22 protein-coding genes and 1 pseudogene are annotated in these 20035 nt (G+C 64.2%); 10 read left to right on the forward strand and 13 right to left on the reverse strand.

Translation table 11 applies throughout. The features are described 5' to 3' along the window. Nucleotides 1–1146 (forward strand): hypothetical protein (locus OWC48_RS41425; RefSeq protein WP_282525168.1); only part of this gene is annotated, 1146 nt, incomplete at its 5' end. A gap of 83 nt (nucleotides 1147–1229) precedes the next feature. Here the strand turns inward: OWC48_RS41425 and OWC48_RS41430 are convergent. The 3 genes from OWC48_RS41430 to OWC48_RS41440 form a co-directional block, all read right to left on the reverse strand. After that, complete coding sequence (locus tag OWC48_RS41430; RefSeq protein ID WP_028151045.1) at nucleotides 1230–1496, reverse strand: hypothetical protein; 267 nt, start codon at nucleotides 1494–1496, stop codon at nucleotides 1230–1232. Between the two features lie 256 nt (nucleotides 1497–1752). Next, entirely contained in the window at nucleotides 1753–1983 is a 231-nt protein-coding gene (locus OWC48_RS41435; protein WP_014492498.1) for a hypothetical protein, read from the reverse strand. Between the two features lie 37 nt (nucleotides 1984–2020). Continuing rightward, the gene (locus OWC48_RS41440; RefSeq protein ID WP_282525169.1) at nucleotides 2021–2266 is read right to left on the reverse strand and encodes a hypothetical protein; all 246 of its coding nucleotides are present in this window, start codon (nucleotides 2264–2266) and stop codon (nucleotides 2021–2023) included. 148 nt (nucleotides 2267–2414) lie between these two features. Between OWC48_RS41440 and OWC48_RS41445 the strand changes: the two genes are divergently transcribed. Further along, entirely contained in the window at nucleotides 2415–2840 is a 426-nt protein-coding gene (locus tag OWC48_RS41445; protein WP_282525170.1) for a DUF5413 family protein, read from the forward strand. Nucleotides 2841–2901: 61 nt separating this feature from the next. Next, nucleotides 2902–3442: pseudogene (locus OWC48_RS46995) on the forward strand (DUF4112 domain-containing protein). A 137-nt stretch (nucleotides 3443–3579) separates the two neighbouring features. Here the strand turns inward: OWC48_RS46995 and OWC48_RS41455 are convergent. From OWC48_RS41455 to msrA, 4 genes are all read right to left on the reverse strand, one after another. Continuing rightward, nucleotides 3580–3873 (reverse strand): hypothetical protein, encoded by a 294-nt coding sequence (locus OWC48_RS41455; RefSeq protein ID WP_014492502.1) that lies wholly within the window; start codon nucleotides 3871–3873, stop codon nucleotides 3580–3582. A gap of 214 nt (nucleotides 3874–4087) precedes the next feature. Next, the gene (locus OWC48_RS41460) at nucleotides 4088–4252 is read right to left on the reverse strand and encodes a DUF3309 family protein (protein ID WP_282525172.1); all 165 of its coding nucleotides are present in this window, start codon (nucleotides 4250–4252) and stop codon (nucleotides 4088–4090) included. A 107-nt stretch (nucleotides 4253–4359) separates the two neighbouring features. Next, a complete protein-coding gene (gene msrB, locus OWC48_RS41465) occupies nucleotides 4360–4779 on the reverse strand; it encodes a peptide-methionine (R)-S-oxide reductase MsrB (RefSeq protein ID WP_282525173.1) in 420 nt (139 codons plus the stop codon). 45 nt (nucleotides 4780–4824) lie between these two features. Beyond that, a complete protein-coding gene (gene msrA, locus OWC48_RS41470; protein WP_282525174.1) occupies nucleotides 4825–5529 on the reverse strand; it encodes a peptide-methionine (S)-S-oxide reductase MsrA in 705 nt (234 codons plus the stop codon). Nucleotides 5530–5791: 262 nt separating this feature from the next. On the opposite strand from msrA, the gene OWC48_RS41475 reads away from it, so the two are divergent. Continuing rightward, a complete protein-coding gene (locus OWC48_RS41475; RefSeq protein WP_282525239.1) occupies nucleotides 5792–7459 on the forward strand; it encodes a caspase family protein in 1668 nt (555 codons plus the stop codon). A gap of 238 nt (nucleotides 7460–7697) precedes the next feature. On the opposite strand, the gene OWC48_RS41480 is transcribed toward OWC48_RS41475, so the two are convergent. The 6 genes from OWC48_RS41480 to napE all read right to left on the reverse strand — a co-directional run bounded on the left by OWC48_RS41480 (nucleotide 7698) and on the right by napE (nucleotide 13239). Beyond that, nucleotides 7698–8813, reverse strand: coding sequence for an ATP-dependent RecD-like DNA helicase (locus OWC48_RS41480; protein ID WP_135216357.1), 1116 nt, complete (start codon nucleotides 8811–8813; stop codon nucleotides 7698–7700). 251 nt (nucleotides 8814–9064) lie between these two features. Then, nucleotides 9065–9718 carry a NapC/NirT family cytochrome c gene (locus OWC48_RS41485; RefSeq protein ID WP_282525175.1) on the reverse strand — a complete coding sequence of 218 codons (654 nt, stop codon included), beginning with the start codon at nucleotides 9716–9718 and terminating at the stop codon, nucleotides 9065–9067. Further along, entirely contained in the window at nucleotides 9715–10185 is a 471-nt protein-coding gene (locus OWC48_RS41490) for a nitrate reductase cytochrome c-type subunit (RefSeq protein ID WP_282525176.1), read from the reverse strand. Before OWC48_RS41490 ends, OWC48_RS41485 begins: the two co-directional genes overlap by 4 nt. After that, nucleotides 10182–12695, reverse strand: coding sequence for a nitrate reductase catalytic subunit NapA (gene napA, locus OWC48_RS41495; protein ID WP_282525177.1), 2514 nt, complete (start codon nucleotides 12693–12695; stop codon nucleotides 10182–10184). Before napA ends, OWC48_RS41490 begins: the two co-directional genes overlap by 4 nt. Nucleotides 12696–12712: 17 nt before the next feature. Beyond that, entirely contained in the window at nucleotides 12713–13027 is a 315-nt protein-coding gene (locus OWC48_RS41500) for a chaperone NapD (RefSeq protein WP_282525178.1), read from the reverse strand. Nucleotides 13028–13053: 26 nt separating this feature from the next. After that, entirely contained in the window at nucleotides 13054–13239 is a 186-nt protein-coding gene (gene napE / locus OWC48_RS41505; RefSeq protein ID WP_027532529.1) for a periplasmic nitrate reductase, NapE protein, read from the reverse strand. 328 nt (nucleotides 13240–13567) lie between these two features. On the opposite strand from napE, the gene OWC48_RS41510 reads away from it, so the two are divergent. From OWC48_RS41510 to OWC48_RS41535, 6 genes are all read left to right on the forward strand, one after another. Further along, nucleotides 13568–14431 carry a transglutaminase family protein gene (locus OWC48_RS41510; RefSeq protein WP_282525179.1) on the forward strand — a complete coding sequence of 288 codons (864 nt, stop codon included), beginning with the start codon at nucleotides 13568–13570 and terminating at the stop codon, nucleotides 14429–14431. Between the two features lie 121 nt (nucleotides 14432–14552). Continuing rightward, nucleotides 14553–14801 (forward strand): hypothetical protein, encoded by a 249-nt coding sequence (locus OWC48_RS41515; protein ID WP_166080580.1) that lies wholly within the window; start codon nucleotides 14553–14555, stop codon nucleotides 14799–14801. Nucleotides 14802–15186: 385 nt separating this feature from the next. Continuing rightward, nucleotides 15187–16326 (forward strand): helix-turn-helix domain-containing protein, encoded by a 1140-nt coding sequence (locus OWC48_RS41520; protein WP_282525240.1) that lies wholly within the window; start codon nucleotides 15187–15189, stop codon nucleotides 16324–16326. An 86-nt stretch (nucleotides 16327–16412) separates the two neighbouring features. After that, nucleotides 16413–17651 carry an acyltransferase family protein gene (locus OWC48_RS41525; protein ID WP_282525180.1) on the forward strand — a complete coding sequence of 413 codons (1239 nt, stop codon included), beginning with the start codon at nucleotides 16413–16415 and terminating at the stop codon, nucleotides 17649–17651. Between the two features lie 56 nt (nucleotides 17652–17707). Continuing rightward, nucleotides 17708–18913, forward strand: a complete 1206-nt coding sequence (locus OWC48_RS41530; protein ID WP_282525181.1) for an LLM class flavin-dependent oxidoreductase — start codon at nucleotides 17708–17710, stop codon at nucleotides 18911–18913. A 275-nt stretch (nucleotides 18914–19188) separates the two neighbouring features. After that, nucleotides 19189–19977, forward strand: coding sequence for a LuxR C-terminal-related transcriptional regulator (locus tag OWC48_RS41535; protein ID WP_282525182.1), 789 nt, complete (start codon nucleotides 19189–19191; stop codon nucleotides 19975–19977). Nucleotides 19978–20035 lie beyond the last annotated feature (58 nt).

The raw sequence follows: 20035 nt of genomic DNA on the forward strand, positions 1-20035 counted from the left end.
ATGCCGGAGCCGCCGGCTGCTCCGCCGGCCGGACGTGACCGCCCGCCCGGGCGCCGTCCGCCCGACATCGGGCCGCCGCCGCCTCAGCCGCCGGCACCGGGCGTCCGCGGTTTTCGCGACATCACCGCCGACGTGAACGATCTCGGCGGCGCTGCCGCGCAGGCCAACCGCGCCGCGCGTCGCACCTACGCCAATGTGCCCTCGCCCTCGCCGGAGTTCGACCGGCTGGAGCCGAGCCTGGAAAATCGCGCCGGCGAGCAGGACGCGCCCTATTCCTACGACGAGTCGATCGAGGAGGCCGAGCGCTACACGCCGCAGCCGCCGTCGCCGCGTTCGCGCGTCGCGCCCGAGCGCGAAGCCAAGAAGCGCGCCCGCACCGGCTCTGCCTTCCCGTTCAAGAGCGCGATCGCCGTCGGCATCGTGCTGATCCTGGTCGGCGCCGGGATCCTCTGGGGCAAGCCCCTGATCCAGACCGTGAGCGGCCTGTTCAAGTCCTCGCCGACCCAGGTGGTGGAGGCGCCGAAGGATCCGGCCCAGCCGCAGAGCAAGCCCAAGATTCCGGATCGCGTCGGCCAGCCTTCGGCCAGCGACCAGCCGGTCGCGCCGGTGGCGCAGAAGGTCGTGCTCTATGACGAGGATCCGTCCGACCCGAAGGGCAAGCAATATGTCGGCTCGGTGGTGTGGCGGCTCGAGCCGATCAAGGCCTCGGGCAACCAGAAGGCCGACGTCGCCGTGCGCGCCGACATCGAGATCCCCGACCGCAAGTTCAAGATGACGATGTCGTTCCGCCGCAACACCGACTCGTCGCTGCCGGCGAGCCACACTGCGGAATTGACCTTCATCCTGCCGCCGGACTTTCCGGGCGGCAGCATCTCCAACGTGCCGGGCATCCTGATGAAGTCGAACGAGCAGGCGCGCGGCACGCCGCTCGCGGGTCTCGCGGTCAAGGTCACCGACGGCTTCTTCCTGGTCGGCCTCTCCAATGTCGACGCCGACCGCGCCCGTAACGTCCAGCTCCTGAAAGAGCGCTCATGGTTCGACGTGCCGCTGGTCTACGCCAACCAGCGCCGCGCCATCATCGCCATCGAGAAGGGCGCACCCGGCGAGCGCGCCTTCAACGATGCGTTCGCGCAGTGGGGCGATTAGGGCCGGCGCGCGACCGATGTTCACCTCTCTCGATGAGAGAGGTGAATCGAACTCTCAAACGATCCGATCGGGAATGAACCGGCCTACTGCGCGGCGGCCTCTCGCTTGCGCGCGGCGGCGTGCTCGCGGTCCATCACGGCGCGGCAGCCGGGGCTGACCTGCGCCTTCTTCTGCACCATGCAGGCCCTGACGCGCGAGATGTCGGGTATCTCACTGGAGCACAGGCGCATCGCATCACCTGTGCACATCTGCTGTGCTTCGGACGAGAAGGCGAGGCCGGGCGATGTCTGGAGTACGATGGCGGTGGTTGCGAAAGCGAACAGCGAAACGATGGTCGTGTAGCGTGTCATGACGAATGCGTCCCCAAGTTCCGTGGTTTGAACCACTTGGTTTTGGGGCGCCGCACGCGGCTTGATCTGCCGCATGTCACAGCCTTCACGCCGGGAACTTTGGTCCCGCATGTGGTCGCTCGATCTCTCGTGGTGTTCGAATCGAAAAGTGCTGCGCCGCCCGATTCGAGTATGCGCCATTGTCACGCGGCTGCAATGGTCCGCTCGAATGAATTCGCAGTTGTTGCGTGTCCGTCACGCAGCATGCGGCGCGAGATCAGATCAACCGATCGGACGACGCGCTCGCTTCTTCCGCATCGCTCGCGCCTGATGCTGCAGGGTGTTCCTCGACGGCGGTGACGCCTTTCGCAGTGAGCTCGAACAGATCGCCGTCCTTCATCACGTAGCCGTCGGCGATCAGCTCGCCGATCTTGCCGTGCCGGTCGTCGGCAAAGGCGACCGACTGGCTGATGTCCCGCAGGATCGAGAGCTGTTCGTCGCGCAACATGGCTTCACTCTCCGTGCGCCGGGGATCGTTCCCGGCCTTACATGCCGTGGCTCTGAAACACCTTGCTGCAGGACTTCGAGAGCTTGGCCCGGTTGGCTTGCAGGCACCCCTGCACCGCGCCGTCATTGCCGAGGTCCTTGCGGCAGAACCGCGAGGCATCGCGCGAGCAGGCGTTCTGCTCCTGCGGCGTACCCATGTGGCCTTGCGCGAGAGCAGGCGTGATCGAGATACCGCTCAGGGTTGTCAGGGCGAGCGTCGCCATAAGGACGGATTTCCGGGACATCGACAAACTCCAATCTGACTGCTGGTATGAATTTCAGTCCTGTCTGAACTCGTCGCCTTGCCGCTTGTTCCCGTCAGGACGGGCCGGGGCCCCGCTATTCAAGGTTCCCGCGTCGCTGCTATAACAGCGGCGAAGGATGAGGATACTGATGAAACGCTATCTGGTGTTTGCTCTGGTCGGTCCGTTCGTCGGCGGGTTCCTGCTGCTGCTGACGACGACCTATCAATCCGGTTATTGGGCCCAGACCAATCTCGGCGAGGTCGGAAAGCTGTTCGCGGTGTTCTTCAAATCGCTGCAATACAGCTATCTGTTCGGCTTCCTGCCCTCGCTGATGATCGGTGCGGTCGACGACATCCTGATCCATATCCGCCGGATCGGCCCGGTGCTGCGGATGCTCCTGGTCGGCCTGTTCGCCTTCGTGCTGGCGTCACTGACCTACAGCTCGCGCGGGCCGGATTCGGGCGCGGTGCAATTCATCCTGTACGGCTTGGTCGGATTTGTGCCGGCAGTGCTTTCATCCTGGCTCGTGCATAAATATGTCGAGGAGCCGCAGCCGGCTGCGGCTCAGACCTGAACGCGCGACGTTCGGGCGCGGCGCGGCAACTTCCGCCACACCAGTGCGTTCTCCAAAGGCCATGGCCATGCCCGACGACGATTCTTGCTCCGCGCCGACCCCGTGCCGAGTCCCGCCCGCGCGGGAGTTTTTCGGGCACTGAAGCGCGCGGGCCGATCATCGACCAGGACGGCCACGAGATCCGTCCCGAAACGCTGGAGCAGGGGTTTCGCGAGTTTCGCTTCGAGTTCGGCCAGGGAAACCCGTTCGGCAATCTGACGCGGGAGCAGCGGGTGGCGCGGATCGAGGCGATCGCAAAGCTGCTCGATGTCGCCTTCGTCCTGCCCGGCACGAATATCCGCTATGGCATCGACGGGCTGATCGGGCTGATCCCGGTCGTCGGCGACATCATCACCACCGCGATCTCGCTGTGGCTGGTGCGCGAGGCCCGCGCGCTCGGCGCGCCGTGGTATCTCACCGCGCGCATGCTCGGCAATGTCGCGGTCGACGGCGTGGTTGGCATAGTGCCGTTCGCGGGCGATGCCTTCGACGTCATGTTCCGCGCCAACATGCGCAACGTCCGACTGCTCCGCCGCTGGCTCGACAAGCAGCCGCGGATTTAGCGTGGCGCTTCTTCGCCTCTCCCCGCGAGCGGGGAGAGGGGAAAGAAAAGAAGAGAAGAGGCGTCGCCTCCAAACGCGAAAAGCGCGACGGCCTTTCGGCCATCGCGCTTTCAGCGCATATCGGGCTTAGCGAAAACTTACGCCGCGTCGGCGTCGGTCTCGGCGGCCGGCGCCGGCCGGGGCCGGCGGGGCAGCGGGAAGGCTTCGCTCTCATAGAGCGAGCGGATGCCGTTCTGGTCGAAGCGTGCTTCCTCGACCTGGAGATAGGCGCCGTTCAGCGAATCCGTCGGCAACTGCTCCATCGCGAACTGCACGGCTTCGGCCGCGGTGCCGAACCGGCGATAGGTAAAGCCCGCGCGCTTCTTCTTGCGGATCGCGGCGGGGAAGAGCTCGGCGGAGGTGTTGAAGTTGAACGGACGCAGTGGACGCATGGTCAAAGACCTCGTGATCTTGTCTGGGGCTTTAAGCGCGTGGGGTTTTGAAAGGCAGGGGCCACCATCGAGTGGGCCCGCCGCACATGTCATTTTCGCCCTCTAATATAGGCTGTTTTGACAGAAATGCGACCCCCGCGATGGGAGATGATGAATCCGCGCATGGCAGCTCCGCGAGCGCTATAAACCAAGTAATTCCAATGCGTTAGATGGTTTACAGTTTGCCAAGCAGCAGCAGCACGATCAGTATCACCAAAACGACGCCGCCGATCCCCATGCCGGAATGGCCCATGCCATAGCCGTAACCACCGAACCGGCCGGACATGCCGCCCAGCAGATAGATGATCACCAGGATGATCAGGATGGTCCCAAGCGTCATGGCATCCTCCCTGGCGGCTGCCGGATCGCGCGCATCGGCCGCACCGCCAGAAGAGAAAAGCACATCGCGCCGCCGGGTTCCATGACGGAACCGGGCGGCGCGCAATGTTATTTGGGCTCGAGCTTCAGCGCGGCCGAGTTGATGCAGTAGCGCAGGCCGGTCGGGCCGGGGCCGTCGGGGAAGACGTGGCCGAGATGGCCGCTGCACTTGGAGCACAGCACCTCGGTGCGGACCATGCCGTGGCTGGCATCGTGCTCCTCGTCGACATGGCTCTCGACCGCGGGCTGGGTGAAGCTCGGCCAGCCGCAGCCGGAATCGAACTTGGCATCGGACTCGAACAGCTCATTGCCGCAGCCGGCGCAGACATAGGTGCCGGCGCGGTGGTCGTGCTCATATTCGCCGGAGAAGGGACGCTCGGTCGCCTTCTCGCGCAGCACCGCGTACTGCATCGGCGACAATTCGCTGCGCCACTGCTCTTCGCTCTTGATGACCTTGTCGTCGGTGGTTTTCGTCTTGGTGTCGGGCATGGGTCTCCCGTTTGCTTGGTGAACTTGTTTTCGGTGATCTTGCGATCAGTTGGTGGCCTTGCTGGCGCTCACCAGCGTCGGCTTCTCAATGTAGTTATCCGCGAACAGCTTTTTCAGGTTCTCGACCTTCGGAATGTCGTTGTAGGCGATGTAGGGCTGGTTCGGGTGCAGCGTCAGATAGTCCTGGTGATAGGCCTCAGCCGGGTAGAACGCTTCCAGCGCGCCGACCTTGGTCACGATCGGCCTGCCGAACACCTTGGCGGAGTTGAGCTGGGCGATATAGGCATCCGCCACCTTCTTCTGCTCGTCGGAGGTGGTGAAGATCGCCGAGCGATATTGCGTGCCGGTGTCGGGGCCCTGGCGGTTGAGCTGGGTCGGGTCGTGCGCCACCGAGAAGTAGATCTGGAGGATCTTGCCGTAGGAGATCTTCTTCGGGTCGTACTTGATCTCGACCGACTCGGCGTGGCCGGTCCGGCCGCTCGAGACCGTCTGGTAATCGGCCGTCGCCTTGGTGCCGCCGGCATAGCCGGAGACTGCGTTGACGACGCCGGCGGTGTGCTGGAAGACGCCCTGGACGCCCCAGAAGCAGCCGCCCGCGATGACGGCGGTCTGGATCCCGGTTGCGGGCGCGGCATCCACGGTGGGAGCGGGGATCACGACCGCATCCTCCGCGGCCCTGGACGGCAAGGCGAAGGCCAGCGTCAGTGCGGCGGTGGCGGCGAGCAGCGAGGCGAGGGCGGTGCGGCGCATGGCGATCCTCTTCGGAAGGTCTGACAGTGTAGGGCGGCCGGGGACGGGCGAACAGCCTGTTTGGCCGCGTTTTCGGACATCTGAAATACGGGCGCAGACGGCGATTGTTACGGGGAAACGGACACGAGTCTGTGAAAAATAGCCTCAGACGGTGCGGCTTGGCGAGGCCGGGAACTCCGGGCTAGATGAACGCGCGCGATCGGCGCTCGACTCAAATATGTGGTGGCTGGAGCTGACCTGACAACATGCTGCGCGTCATCCCCTGACCCTCGCCATCCTGATCTCAAATGCCGCGATCGCCGCGGCCGAGCCGCAAGCCGGCGACGACCTCGCCACCTGTCGCGACCGCCAGGCGGAGGGCCAGGCCCGCGCGACGGCCTGCGACAATTTGTTGAAGGCCGATAAGCTCGGCGGCAAGGACAAGTCGCTCGCGCTCGTCGTGCGTGGCAATGCGCTGATCAACAAGCGCGACTATGACCGCGCCATCGAGGCGCTGTCGTCCGCCATCGATCTCGATCCGGAAAATGTCGGCGCCATCAACCTGCGTGGGCTCTCCCATGAGCGCAAGGGCGAGGACGATCTCGCCATGGCCGACTACAATCTCGCCATCCAGAAGCGCGCGAATTTCGGCTATGCCTACAACAATCGCGGCACCATCCATCTGCGCCGGGGCGCGCTGCAAAGCGCGCTCGACGACTTCAACCTGTCGATCAAATACACGCCCGCGTTCCTGCTCGGCTGGACCAATCGTGCCCGCATGCGCACGCTGAACAAGGATTTCGACGGCGCGATTGCCGACTTTGCGGCAGCCGAGAAGATCGACCCCGCCGCGCCGCAGATCGCCGGCAACCGCTGCATCACCTACGGCATGATGGGCAAGTACGACCAGGCTTTCGCCGACTGCGATGGCCTGATCCAGAAGCAGCCCAAAAATACCTTCGCGATCAACAATCGCGCCGAGGTCAACGTGATGAAGGGCGACCTCGACGCCGCGCTGAAGGACTACAACACGGTCATCCAGCTCAATCCGAACAGTGTGCGCGCCCATTCCGGCCGCGGCCAGATCTACGAGCGCAGGAAAGATCTCGCCCAGGCCCGTGCCGATTATCGTGCGGCGGCCTATTCGCTGACGAGGTTCGACGAGCCCGACGTCGCACGCGCCCGCGCCATCGCGCAGGAGCGCCTGGCCGCACTGACGCCGCAGGCGCCGGCCGGGTCCACCGGGCGCCGCGTGGCGCTCGTGATCGGCAACGGCGCCTACAAGAACGTCCACGCCTTGCCCAATCCGCCGCGCGACGCGAAAATGATTGCAAACGTGTTGCGCGATGTCGGCTTCCAGACCGTGATCTCCGTCAGCGACCTCTCCCGCGACAAGTTCTTCGAGGCGCTGCAGACGTTTGCCACCGAAGCGGAGAATGCGGATTGGGCGGTGGTCTATTACGCCGGGCACGGTTTCGAGATCGGCGGCGTGAACTATCTCGTCCCTGTCGACGCCAAGCTTGCCGCCGACAGGGACGCCGAGACCCAGGCGGTTGCGCTGGAGCAGGTGATCGCAGCGGTGGGCGCTGCGAGAAAAGTGCGTCTGGTGATGCTGGATGCCTGCCGCGACAATCCCTTTGCGCCGGCCATGCAACGCACGCTGTCGCTCAAGCTGGTGGACAAGGGCTTTTCCAACATCGAGCCCGGCGCCGGCTTCATGGTGGTCTACGCCGCCAAGCACGGCGAGACCGCGCTGGACGGCGACGGCGGCGCCGACAGCCCCTTCGCCACCGCGCTCGCCCGCGAGATCAAGGTGCCGAAGGTCGAGATCCGGAAACTGTTCGACATCGTCCGCGACGACGTCTGGTCCGCCACCAAGCACGAGCAGCAGCCGTTTTCATACGGCTCGCCGCCGGGACGCGAGGATTTTTATTTCGTGGCGGGGAAATGAGGGGTTGAGAGGCCGTAGCCCGGATGGAGCGCAGCGAAATCCGGGAATCGCGAGCGCGGACCCGCCCCCCGGATTACGCTTCGCTCCATCCGGGCTACAACAGTGCCGTAGGGTGGGCAAAGCGACTTGTCCGCCGTAGCTCGAAGAGCGAAGGCGGAAGCGTGCCCACCATTTTCACTGCGCGCTCGGATAGATGGTGGGCACGGTGCTTCGCGCCTTTGCCCACCCTACGGCAGCTTCAAACGACAATACTCAACCGCTTCGCCGCGCGCGTAATCCCCGTGTACAGCCACCGCGCCCGGCTATCCTGGAACGCAAAGCTCTCGTCGAACAGCACGACGTCGTCCCATTGCGAGCCCTGCGATTTGTGCACCGTCAGCACATAGCCGTAGTCGAACTCGTCATAGGGCTTGCGTTGCTCCCAGGCGATCGCCTCGACGCCGCCCTCGAAGCAGTCGGCGCGCACCGAGACCTTCGTCACCTTGTGCCCGAAGTCTTCATCCGGCGACAGCCGCATACTGAGGATGCGCGATTTCGAGCGCGAGGTGTTGCGCGATTTCACGCGCCACAGGCCGCCGTTGAACAGGCCCTTCTTGCGGTTGTTGCGCAGGCACACCAGCTTGTCGCCGGCGACCGGGAAGACGTCCTCGATGTTCTGGCGCTGGCGCACCCGCATGTTGTAGGCGCGGCGCGTGTTGTTGCGGCCGACCAGCACCTGGTCGGCGCCCATGACGCGGTCGGGATCGAGCTCTTTCCGCGACACCACCTCGCTCTCGCCGTAGCGGCCGATGTCGAGCTCGCGGCCCTCGCGGACGTCCATCGACATCCGCACGATCGGATCGTCCTGGGCCTGGCGGTGCACTTCGGTCAGCATCGCGTCGGGCTCGGTGTTCGTGAAGAAGCCGCCGCCCTGGATCGGCGGCAGCTGGGCGGGATCGCCCAGCACCAGCAGCGGGCAATCGAACGACATCAGGTCGCGGCCCAATTCGGCATCGACCATCGAGCATTCGTCGATCACGATCAGCTTGGCCTTGGAGGCCGGCGCGTCGTCCCACAGCTCGAAGCTCGGCTGCTCCTCGCCGGATTCGCGCGCGCGGTAGATCAGCGAGTGAATGGTGGAGGCCTCATCGCAACCCTTGTTGCGCATGACCAGCGCCGCCTTGCCGGTGAAGGCGGCGAACTTCACCTCGCCGTCGACGCCTTCGGCGATGTGCCGCGCCAGCGTGGTCTTGCCGGTGCCGGCAAAGCCGAACAGGCGGAACACCGGCGGCGTGCCGTTGCGGCCGGGTTTTGCCTTGAGCCAGTCGCCAACGGCTTTGAGCGCGGCATCCTGATGCGGGGTGAAAGTGGCCATGTCTGTCTTGAGGAAGGGGCGAAACGATGCGATTCGCCATCCCCCAAAACTAACCATTCGCCCCGCCGGTTCAAGCGCGGGACCACCGTTCCCTGCGGCCATCCTTCGAGACGCCCGCCTTTGGCGGGCCCTCAGGATGAGGACGGAGTGTGTGGCGCCGGTTTCAACAGGCCAGGATGCCGCTTAGCCTCATCCTGAGGAGGCTGCGAAGCAGCCGTCTCGAAGGACGAGGCGCTTGCTCAGGACCCGCCCTACTGCCACCCAGGCACGCCGCGCATGTCGGGCAGATGGTGGGCGATGCCCTTGTGGCAGTCGATGCAGGTCTTTTCCTTGGTGAACAGGAAGCGCTGGTGCGCCACCGAGGCCCGCGGCGACTGCTTGGTGATGTCCATGGAATCGGCGCTGTGGCAGTTGCGGCACTCCAGGGAATCGTTGGCCTTGAAACGCGCCCATTCGTGCGCGGCGAGCTCGAGCCGGTGATCCAAGAATTTCTCGCGGGTGTCGATGGTGCCGAAGATCTTGCCCCAGACCTCCTTGGAGGCCTGCATCTTGCGCGCGATCTTGTCGGTCCAGTTGTGCGGGACGTGGCAGTCCGGGCAGGTCGCGCGCACGCCGGAGCGGTTGGTGAAGTGGATGGTCGACTTCAGCTCGGCGAAGACGTTTTCGCGCATCTCGTGACAGCCGGTGCAGAACTTCTCGGTGTTGGTCAGTTCCAGCGCGGTGTTGAAGCCGCCCCAGAAGATCACGCCGGCCGCAAAGCCCGCGAGCACCAGCACGCCGAGCCCGAACACCGAGCTCGGCCGGATCAGCACCTGCCAGAGCTCTAGCGCGAAGTCCCAGCAGCGCAGGATAAAGCTACGCTTGGCTTCCACCTTTCCCTTGGGCTCGTCAGCAGCCGTCGTCATCGGCGGCCACCGGGGCTTGAGCGGGAGAGCAGCGTGTCGATGTCGATGAAATCGTTGCTCACCGGCGGCGTCGCGGTGTTCTGCGGCACGTGGCATTCCGTGCAGAAGAAGCGCCGCGGCGAGATCGAGGCCAGGAACTGGCCGTCGCGGTCCATGAAATGCGTGATCGAGACCATCGGCGCCTGTGATTCCGCGATGCGTGCCCGCGCATGGCAGGACAGGCATTTGTTACCGTTGAGGTCGATCTGGTAACCGTCGATGGTGTGCGGGGTCACCGGCGGCTGCTCCGGGTAGTTGCGCACCTCTCTCTCGGACGTATTGCGGTTCGGCAGCATCGGCGGCGCCGCGCCCTCGTCATTGAGCGGGGCCGGGCCGCGCAGGCCTGAATTCACCGTCTGTGCGGTGAGAGAGCTCGCGCCCGCGGCGATCGCGACCGCGAGCAGGGCTATGCCAAATCGTTTCATCATGACAGGTTCACCCGCTCGATGCGCACGGCGCATTTCTTGTAATCGGTCTGCAGCGAGATCGGATCGGTGGCGTCCAGGGTCACCTTGTTGATCATCTTGGATTCGTCGAACCACGGCACGAACACGAGGCCACGTGGCGGCCGGTCGCGGCCGCGCGTCTCGACGCGGGCGCGGATGAAACCGCGGCGGGATTCCACCTTCACTTCGTCGCCGCGCCGGAGCTTGGCTTCCGACGCATCGTCGGGATGCATGAAGCAGACGGCCTCGGGGAACGCCTTGTAGAGCTCGGGCACGCGGCGCGTCATGGTGCCGGAATGCCAGTGCTCCAGCACGCGGCCGGTCGAGAGCCAGAACGGATATTCGCTGTCGGGCGATTCCGCCGGCGGCTCGTAGGGCAGAGCGAAGATGCGCGCTCTGCCGTCGGGATAGCCGTAGAACTGCACGTCGGTGCCCTGCTTGACGTAGGGATCGCTGCCCTCGCGGAAACGCCATTTGGTTTCCTGGCCGTTGACGACGGGCCAGCGCAGGCCGCGCTCGCGGTGATAGGCCTCGAACGGCGCGAGGTCGTGACCGTGGCCGCGGCCGAACGAGGCGTACTCTTCAAAGAGCCCCTTCTGCACGTAGAAGCCGAACGCCTTGGATTCCGTGTTGGCGTAGCCTTCCTCGATCTCCGAGGTCGGAAACTTGTCGACCTGGCCGTTCTTGTAGAGCACGTCGAACAGCGTCTTGCCGCGAACCTCCGGCTTCTTTGCGATCAGCTCCTCCGGCCAGACTTCCTCGATCTTGAAGCGTTTTGAAAATTCCATGAGCTGCCAGAGATCGGACCTGGCCTCGCCGGGCGCGTTGACGAGCTGGTGCCAGAACTGCGTGCGCCGCTCGGCATTGCCATAGGCGCCTTCCTTCTCCACCCACATTGCGGTCGGCAGGATCAGATCGGCGGCCAGCGCCGTCACCGACGGATAGGCGTCCGAGACCACGATGAAATTGTCGGGGTTGCGGAAGCCCGGATAGGTCTCCTCGTTGACGTTGGGACCGGCCTGGAGGTTGTTGTTGACCTGCACCCAATAGGCGTTGATCAGGCCGTCCTTCAGCATCCGGCTTTGCAGCACGGCGTGGGCGCCGTTCTTGTCGGGAATGGTGCCTTCCGGCAGCAGCCAGAGATGCTCGGCCTTGTCGCGGTGCGCCTTGTTTGTCACGACCATGTCGGCCGGCAGGCGGTGCGAGAAGGTGCCGACCTCGCGCGCGGTGCCGCAGGCCGAGGGCTGGCCGGTCAGCGAGAACGGGCTGTTGCCGGGCGAGGAGATCTTTCCGGTCAGGAGATGGATGTTGTAGACGAGGTTGTTGCACCAGACGCCGCGCGTGTGCTGGTTGAAGCCCATGGTCCAGAACGAGACCACTTTTGTCTTCGGATCGGCGTACAGCTCGGCGAGCGCCTCTAGCCGGTTCAGCGGCACGCCGGACATCTCGGCAGCTTTCTCAAGCGTGTAGTCCGAGACGAATTTTACGAATTCGTCATAGCTCATGTCGGTGGAGTCGTTGGCTTTGGCCGCACCGGTTGCTTTTTTCTGGAGCGGATGCTCGGGCCGCAATCCATAGCCAATGTCGGTCTGCCCGCGCCTGAAAATCGTATGCGCAGCGACGAAGTCCTTGTTGACGCGTCCGGTCTTGATGATGTGGTTGGCGATGGCGTTGAGGATGTAGAGGTCGGTCTGCGGCTTGAACACCATGCCGATGTCGGCGAGGTCGAACGAGCGGTGCTCGAAGGTCGAGAGCACGGCGACGCGGACATGCGGCGCGGACAGCCTGCGGTCGGCGAGGCGCGTCCACAGGATGGGGTGCATCTCCGCCATGTTGGAGCCCCACAGCACGAAGGCGTCGGTGGCCTCGATGTCGTCATAGCAGCCGGCCGGCTCGTCGATGCCGAAGGTGCGCATCATGCCGGCGACGGCGGAGGCCATGCAGTGGCGCGCATTGGGGTCGATGTTGTTGGTGCGGAAGCCGGCCTTGTAGAGCTTCGAGGCGGCGTAACCTTCCCAGATCGTCCACTGGCCGGAGCCGAACATGGCGAGACCGTTCGGCCCGCGCTTCTTCAGCGTCTCCTTCCACTTCACCTCCATGATGTCGAAGGCTTCGGTCCAGCTGATTGGCGTGAACTCGCCGTTCTTGTCGTACTTGCCGCCGGTCTTGCGCAGCATCGGCTGCGTCAGGCGGTCGTGGCCGTACATGATCTTGGAGAGGAAGTAGCCCTTGACGCAATTGAGGCCGCGATTGACCTCGGCCTTGATGTCGCCGTGGGTGGCGACGACGCGGTTGTCCTTGGTCGCGACCATCACGGAGCAGCCGGTGCCGCAGAAGCGGCAGGCGGCCTTGTCCCATTTCAGTTCGCTGTTGTCGCGCTCGGCGACGAGATTGGCGGCGAGCGCCGGTGCCGGCATGCCCGCAGCGGCGGCCGCGATCGCGGCGGCCTCGAGCTTCAGCATCTGGCGGCGGTCGAGCTTCGGCGATGTCATGATGGCTCTCCCGGCTCTTAGGCGGTTTCGATGGCGTGGAAGACCAGCGCCGCGGAATAGACGTTGGGCAGCGACTGGATGGTGTTGAGCAGGGTGCCGAGGCTGCCGGCATCCGGCGCTTCGGTCACCACGACGAGCTTGCCGCGGGCGTCGCGGCCGTGGATCTCGCAGCCGGGCATCGCGGCGATCTCGGCTTCCAGCTCATCCAGGTGCTCGGGGCGCGCCTGCACGATGATGCTGGCGATCTCGCAGCCTGGCGGCGCGACGACGCGGTCGGCGGTGAGCACCCGGCCGGTGATCAATGCGCGGCGGTTGAGTGTGGATTGGGCCATGATGCCTGTCTTTCGCTGTTCGGAGGTCAATGCGGGGAGGGTGGCGGGCCGGGAGGACCGGCGAACATCTGGTAGATCCAGACGCCGAGCCCGTATGAGCCGACCGTTCCGACCGCGAGGACGGGCATCACGACCGCGGTCAGGAACAGGAAAGCGAAAATCTCCATGCGCTTACGGCGCACGCGCGAAGTCGTGTCGTCAGGGGCCGACATATTCGGTCTCTCTGAAAGGTATAGGAATCGGGACGGCATCCGGGCCGTTGCCTTGCTGCAATTTAAATGGAGCAGGGCCGCTAACGCGTTGATCTGGATCAACCCGTCGACTTGACCGGATGTCGCGGCGCGGCCAACGGACCGTGCCGCGGCGCTCCGTGAGCGCGAGAGAAGCAAGCGGCAACGATCGTTACCCAAAAGCGAAGATGCTTTGCGGCTCGGGGGTCAGGCCGCATACATCTTCTCTTGCCTCGGAAATGCCCGCGACCTACTACCAGTGGTAGCGGGCGCCGCAACATCCATCGCTGCTACGTGGCGGGAGCTACATATGAGGCGAATCCGAATCATTCATAAGACCGAATATTTTTACAATCGGCCGGTCACCTTCGGCACTCATCGAGCCATGATGCGGCCTCGCGAGGGACATGACGTCCACATCGTGAGAGGGTCGGTCGATATCGAGCCGAACGCTGAAGTTCGCTGGTTGCGCGACAATTACGACAATGCCATCGCAGTCGTGACCTTTTTGGAATTATCCGACACGCTCAGGATCGCAAGCGAGGTCGACGTCGACCTTTACCACGACGACCCCATTGAATGGCGGATTGCGCCATTCGCCAGTTCATTTCCCTTCCAATATCCCCCGGAGGAGCAACTTGAGCTGACGGTGTATCGTCTCCCGAGCTATCTCTACGACGCGACCGCCCTGCTCGAATGGTTGCGCGATCTCTACAAACCCGGCCAGTTGATCGGCACGCTGGACCTTCTGAACAATTTGAATACTCACATCTACCGATCGTTCAAATACGTTTCCCGCGAGGCTCACGGGGTTCAATCACCCAACGAAACGCTGCGGCTCGGCAGCGGGACCTGTCGTGACTATGCCGTGTTCATGATGGAAGCTGCCCGCTACTGGGGATTTGGTGCGCGCTTTGTCACTGGCTACATCCAGATGGCCGAGGGACAACACGGCGCCACGCACGCCTGGACCGAGATCTATATCCCCGGAGCCGGGTGGCGCGGCTATGATCCCACCAACAACAAGATCGTCGGCAGTGAACACATACCCGTCGCCGTGACGCGCGAACAGGAAAGGGCCTCTCCGCTTTCCGGGACGTGGGATGGTCCGGCGGATGCATTCAGCCGGATGAACGTCTCGGTGCAAGTCATATCAATACCAGCATCGCCATGATCGTAGTCCACGGTCGATCACGGCAAGCGCGGGTTGGCGGCCAGTCGGTGTGTCCTTGATCCCTCGTCCGTCTTGTCATCATCATTTGAATTGAAGTCGGCGACTTCCATGGCAGGCATCCATGTTTGATCCGACGATTGTCTTGGTCCTTCTCGGGGCTGCGATCCTGATGTTCGCGATCAACAGGCCGCGCCTGGATGTGGTCGCACTGATCATGCTCCTTGCGCTCCCCTTCACCGGTGTCCTCACCATGAGCGAAGCATTGGCAGGTTTCAGCGATCCGAACATTGTGCTAACGTCGGCAACCCGAACCTCTCGGTCTGGATCGATGAGTACAAACTCGCGGACCGCGAATAACGGCTGCGCGTGACTGTCGCGAGGGAAATGCATGCCTCGCCGTATCCGTTTGCAATGACGGTGGGCTGGCTGCTTCGACTGCTTTCATGACGCCTGTGTCGTCGCCGGTTAACACGTTGGTGGTCGCCCCCGGACATTGCACGTTCGGTGACTTTGTGCGCATCGGCGTACCGTTTTCCCGGGTCGTCTTGATCGTCTGCACCTTGTTCGTGCCCTGGCTGTTGCCGCTCTGAACCGGGCAACGTCCTGAATTTGTTAAACGTGATTTGCTTCGCGATCTCGTCGGTCACCGCGGGGAGATTGGCGGGCCGGGACCACCGCCGCAATTTTGGATTGTGCCCGCGCAAGGGCGGTGCGAGAGTCTGATCTCGAACGGGGAAACGCGGATTGTGAACGCGATGGGGCTCTCGGCCATCGATCTCGGGCTTCGCGGCGCGGCGAGCGGCGTGTTCCTGTTGATCGTTCTCATGGTGCTGCAGCGTCGTGCCACCAATCAGCTCGCCTTGCTCGGCACGGCCATGGCCGCCGGCGGAGCGTTCTATGCGATCGTCACCGCGCCGGTCTTTCCCAAATCGTCATTGTGGTGGACGTTGCCGATCCTGTCCTCGCTGCCCGCCGTCTTCTGGTTGTGGGCGCGCGCGTCGTTCGACGACGATTTTGTGCTCCGGCGACGGCATGGCGTCCTGTGGCTGACCATCTTGGCCGTCGGATTTGCGGTGTCGCTTGGCTGGACGACCTGGCCCAACTTGGCCAGCGGTGGCAGCAAAGTCCTGTCGGCCGTGGCCGTGCTGCTGGCGCTCGCGGCCGCGGTCCAGACGGTCAAGACCTGGCGAGTCGATCTGGTCGCGCGGCGGCGCCGGCTGCGGCTGGCTGTGCTCGCGATCAATGTCGTGTTCATCGGGGTCGTGGCCGGAGCGGGCGTCGCCGCGGTCCCCGTCGCGGTTCCCGGCGAGCCCAGCAGTCTTCCGACCGCGATCAGCCTGTTCGTGTTGGCGATGCTCGCCGGCCTCGGCGTTTTGGACCTGCGGGCGATTGTCACCGTCAATGATGCCGCGGCGGCGATCGGACCCGGCGACACGGCCGGGCGACCGGTGACCGATCGTGCACCCACAGGGCGGGGCACGGCCGACCCCGTCCTGTTGCGGCGCCTCGACCATCTGATGACCGTGGAGCGAATCTACCGGCAGGAAGGTCTTGCGATCGGCGCGCTCGCGGCGCGGCTCGATGTTCCCGAGCACCGACTTCGCCAGGCCATCAACGAAGGGCTGGGTTATCGCAACTTCAACGCGTTCCTCAATCACTATCGCATCGAGGATGCCAAGCTGGCGCTGTCCGATGTGACGCAACGGGAGGTGCCGGTGCTGACCATCGCCATGGATGCAGGCTTCCAGTCGATCGGGCCTTTCAATCGCGCCTTCAAGGCCGAGACCGGCATGACGCCAACCGAATTCCGGCGCGAGGCGCTGAGCCGGCCGCAAACGGCGCCGGATGCCGACCGCTATTTCGAAATCGGCCAGCTGCGCCGAGAAATCGGCTAGCCGATTATGGGATTGGGCAAGAGAAACGTGACATGATCGGGCAGATTGCCGGAAACAAGCCTTTCACCAGCAAGCCGAGTCCGTCCATGTCCCGATCGACCGCCATCGCCCCCGCATCGGAACGGCTGCACGCGCTCGACGCGGTCAGGGGTTTTGCGCTGCTGCTCGGCATCGTCCTGCATGCGACCTTGTCGTTCGTGCCGGCCCCGACCAGGATCTGGATCATCCAGGACACCCATCAAAGCCTGGCCCTGGGCCTGCTGTTCTTCGTCATCCACGTCTTCCGGATGACGACCTTCTTCCTGATGGCGGGTTTCTTCGCCCGGATGAGTTTCCATCGCCGTGGGACCTTGGGCTTCTTGAGGGACAGGTTGCAGAGGATCGGACTGCCGCTCGTGATCGGCTGGCCGATCGTGTTTACGCCGATGGCTCTGGTCGTCATCTGGGCCGCGGGCTTTCCGAACGGCGGCCCAATCCCCGGCGCACCTCGCTGGCCGCCGGTGCTGCCGAATTTCCCGCTGACCCATCTCTGGTTTCTCTATGTGCTGCTGGAGCTTTATGTCGCCATGCTCCTGCTGCGCGGCGCAATTGTCTGGCTCGATGTATCAGGCACGCTGAGAACGGTTGTCGACCGCCTCTTTGCGCAGATCATGCAAAATCCGCTGGCGCCCCTGGTCCTGGCGATCCCGATCGGCATCGCGTTCAGCCTGGACCCACGGTGGATCAACGTGATGGGCGTGAGGACGCCGGATCAATCACTCATCACCAACGCGCAGGCCTGGATCGGTTTCGGCACCGCATTCGGCGTCGGCTGGTTGCTGCATCGTCAGACCGATCTACTGCGGATTTTGGAGCGACGCTGGCTGTGGAATCTCCTGCCGGCGCTCGGCCTCATTCTGATCAGTTTCGTGCTTGTCGGGGTGATGATGTCCGTGCCGGGTGCGCCGAAACTGCCGGTCAGCTTCGCCACGCTCAGGCTCGTCTCCGCCATCCTGTATGCGCCGGCGATATGGATCTCGACCTTCGCTGTCCTCGGCCTCGCGCTCCGCTTCATGTCCGGCTTCAGCCCGACCCGGCGCTACCTCGCTGATGCCTCCTACTGGCTCTATCTGATCCACATGCCGATCGTGATGGCGCTGCAGGTCGCGCTGTCGCAGCTCGACTGGCCCGGGCCGGCCAAGTTCGCCATCATTCTCGTCGTCGCGATTCTCCCGATGTTGGCGAGCTATCATCTGCTGGTGCGCTTCACCTTCATCGGCGTGGTGCTGAATGGCCGCCGCACCGAAAAGCGCGTTCTCCCGCGCGGCGGAATTGCGACCGCGTAGACAGCGCCTCCCCGCTCACTAAGATGAGCGCAACAAGAATAAGCGGGAGAGGCGTCATGAAGTTCGGCATCTTCTATGAGCTGCAGCTGCCACGGCCCTGGGTGGCCGGCGACGAGCTGAAGCTCTACCAGAACGCGCTCTCGCAGATGGAACTTGCCGATAAGCTCGGCTACGACCACGCCTGGGTCGTCGAGCATCACTTCCTCGAAGAGTACTCGCACTCACCCTCGCCGGAATCGTTCCTCGCCGCCGCCAGCCAGCGCACGAAAAACATCCGGCTCGGCCACGGCATCCTCCAGCTCACGACGAACCACCCGGCGCGCGTCGCCGAGCGCGTCGCGGTGCTCGACCTGCTCTCCAACGGCCGCTGCGAATTCGGCATGGGCGAGAGCGCCTCCATCACCGAGCTCACGCCGTTCGGCCGCGACATGGAGACGAAGAAGGAAGTGTTCGAGGAGGCCGTAGCCGCGATCTTCCCGATGTTCAGGGATGCCGGCTCCGAGCATCACGGCAAGTATTTCGACATCCCCTTGCGCAATGTCGTGCCGAAGCCGGTGCAGAAGCCGCATCCGCCTTTATGGATGGCCTGCTCGCAACTGCCGACCATCGAGCGCGCCGGCCGTCACGGCTTTGGCGCGCTCGGCTTCCAGTTCGTCAGCGCCGATGCCGCGCATGCCTGGGTGCACGCCTATTACAACGCGATGACCAAGCGGTTGCACAAGCTCGCCGACTACGAGATCAATCCGAACATGGCGCTGGTGTCGTTCTTCATGTGCGCGAAGACCGACGAGGAGGCGCGTGCGCGCGCCGACGGCGCTACCTTCTTCCAGTTCGCGCTGCGCTTCTACGGCGCCTCGCAGAACCGCCAGCGTCCCGCGCCCTACACCGTCAACATGTGGGACGAGTACAACAAGTGGAAGCGCGACAATCCGGAGGCGCAGGAGGCGGCGCTGCGCGGTGGCCTGATCGGCTCGCCCGAGACCATCCGCAAGAAGCTGAAGCGGTTCCAGTCCTCCCATATCGACCAGGTCATCCTGCTGAATCAAGCGGGCAAGAACAGCCACGAGCACATCTGCGAATCGCTCGAGCTGTTCGGCCGCGAGGTGATGCCGGAGTTCCAGAACGATCCCGTGCAGGCCGCCTGGAAGCAGGGCGTGATGAGCGGCGAGATCAAGCTGGAGGAGATCGACACCGAGGCGTTCACGGACCGTTACGGCAAGCTCGCGATCAACGTCGCGCCGGCGAAGGCCGCGGCGGGGTAGGGGTAGTCCCGCTGCGGCGGCATGGGCCCCGGCTCAGCAGCGCCATAGCGCGTCGAAGACGCGCGTAAACGCGCTTATGTCACGCTGCGCTGCGTCCGGGGCACGAGACCATCCTCTGCATCGACCAGCAACACTCTCGTGTCCGGACGCGCTGCAACGCGTAGCGTTGCTGCGCAGAGCCGGGACCCAGAAGCGGCAAAAGCCGCCGTCTCCGACTTCCTGCCAAATCCTCTTGCTGATATCTTCCGCCAAAAGAACTTTTGCGGAGGAAACCAATGCGGCCCCACGACATGGCCTCGACTCCAGCGGCGAACGACATCGCGCCGGCGGTGCTCGCCATCGGCCGACCTGATTTCCCGAATGTCCTCATCGACACACTGCGCCGGCAGGCCGGCGTCGGCCATTGCATGGTGTTCGCCCTGACGCGCACCGGCGCGGCCAGTTGCCTGCTCGATGCCGGCAACATCCCGATCGGCAGCGATCTCGGCGCGGCCTATGCCGGTCAGTTCCACGAATCCGATCCCAATCGTGATGCGCTGTTCGAAGGCGAGGGCAGCGCGCCGATCATGCTGCCGTCGTTCGCGCCGCGCATGTATGGCGCACGCTACCGGAAAATCTTCTTCAACGACTCTGACATCATCGACAAATGCGCCACTGCGATCTGGGTCGACGACACCTGCTTCTATGTCAACTTCTACCGCATCACGGCCCAGGGCCGCTTTGGCGACGCCGAGCGTGCGCGGCTTCAGGCCATTGCGCCCGCGATCAGCGCCAGCGTTGCGCGTCATTTCCAGCAGGCGGCCGCCGCGACGCCCGACCAGAACCTCGCCGCGTTGTTCGCAACGCGCGCGCCGCTCTCCGCGCTGACGCCGCGCGAGCAGGACGTCTGCCGCCGCATCCTGCTCGGCTTCAGCTCCGAGGCGATCTCGCGAGCGCTCGGCATCAGCCTGCATTCGACCCTGACCTACCGCAAGCGCGCCTATGAGCGGCTCGGCATCTCCTCGCAGAATGAACTGTTTTCGATCGTGCTGGGCTTGCTGGCGGGTCCGCGCGGTCTGAACTGAGGGGACACCAAGTCCGGAATGTCCATTTCCGAGAGCAAAGCGGATGCGTCGAACAAGA

It is taken from the genome of Bradyrhizobium sp. Arg816, assembly GCF_029989365.1.
Classification (GTDB): Bacteria; Pseudomonadota; Alphaproteobacteria; order Rhizobiales; family Xanthobacteraceae; genus Bradyrhizobium.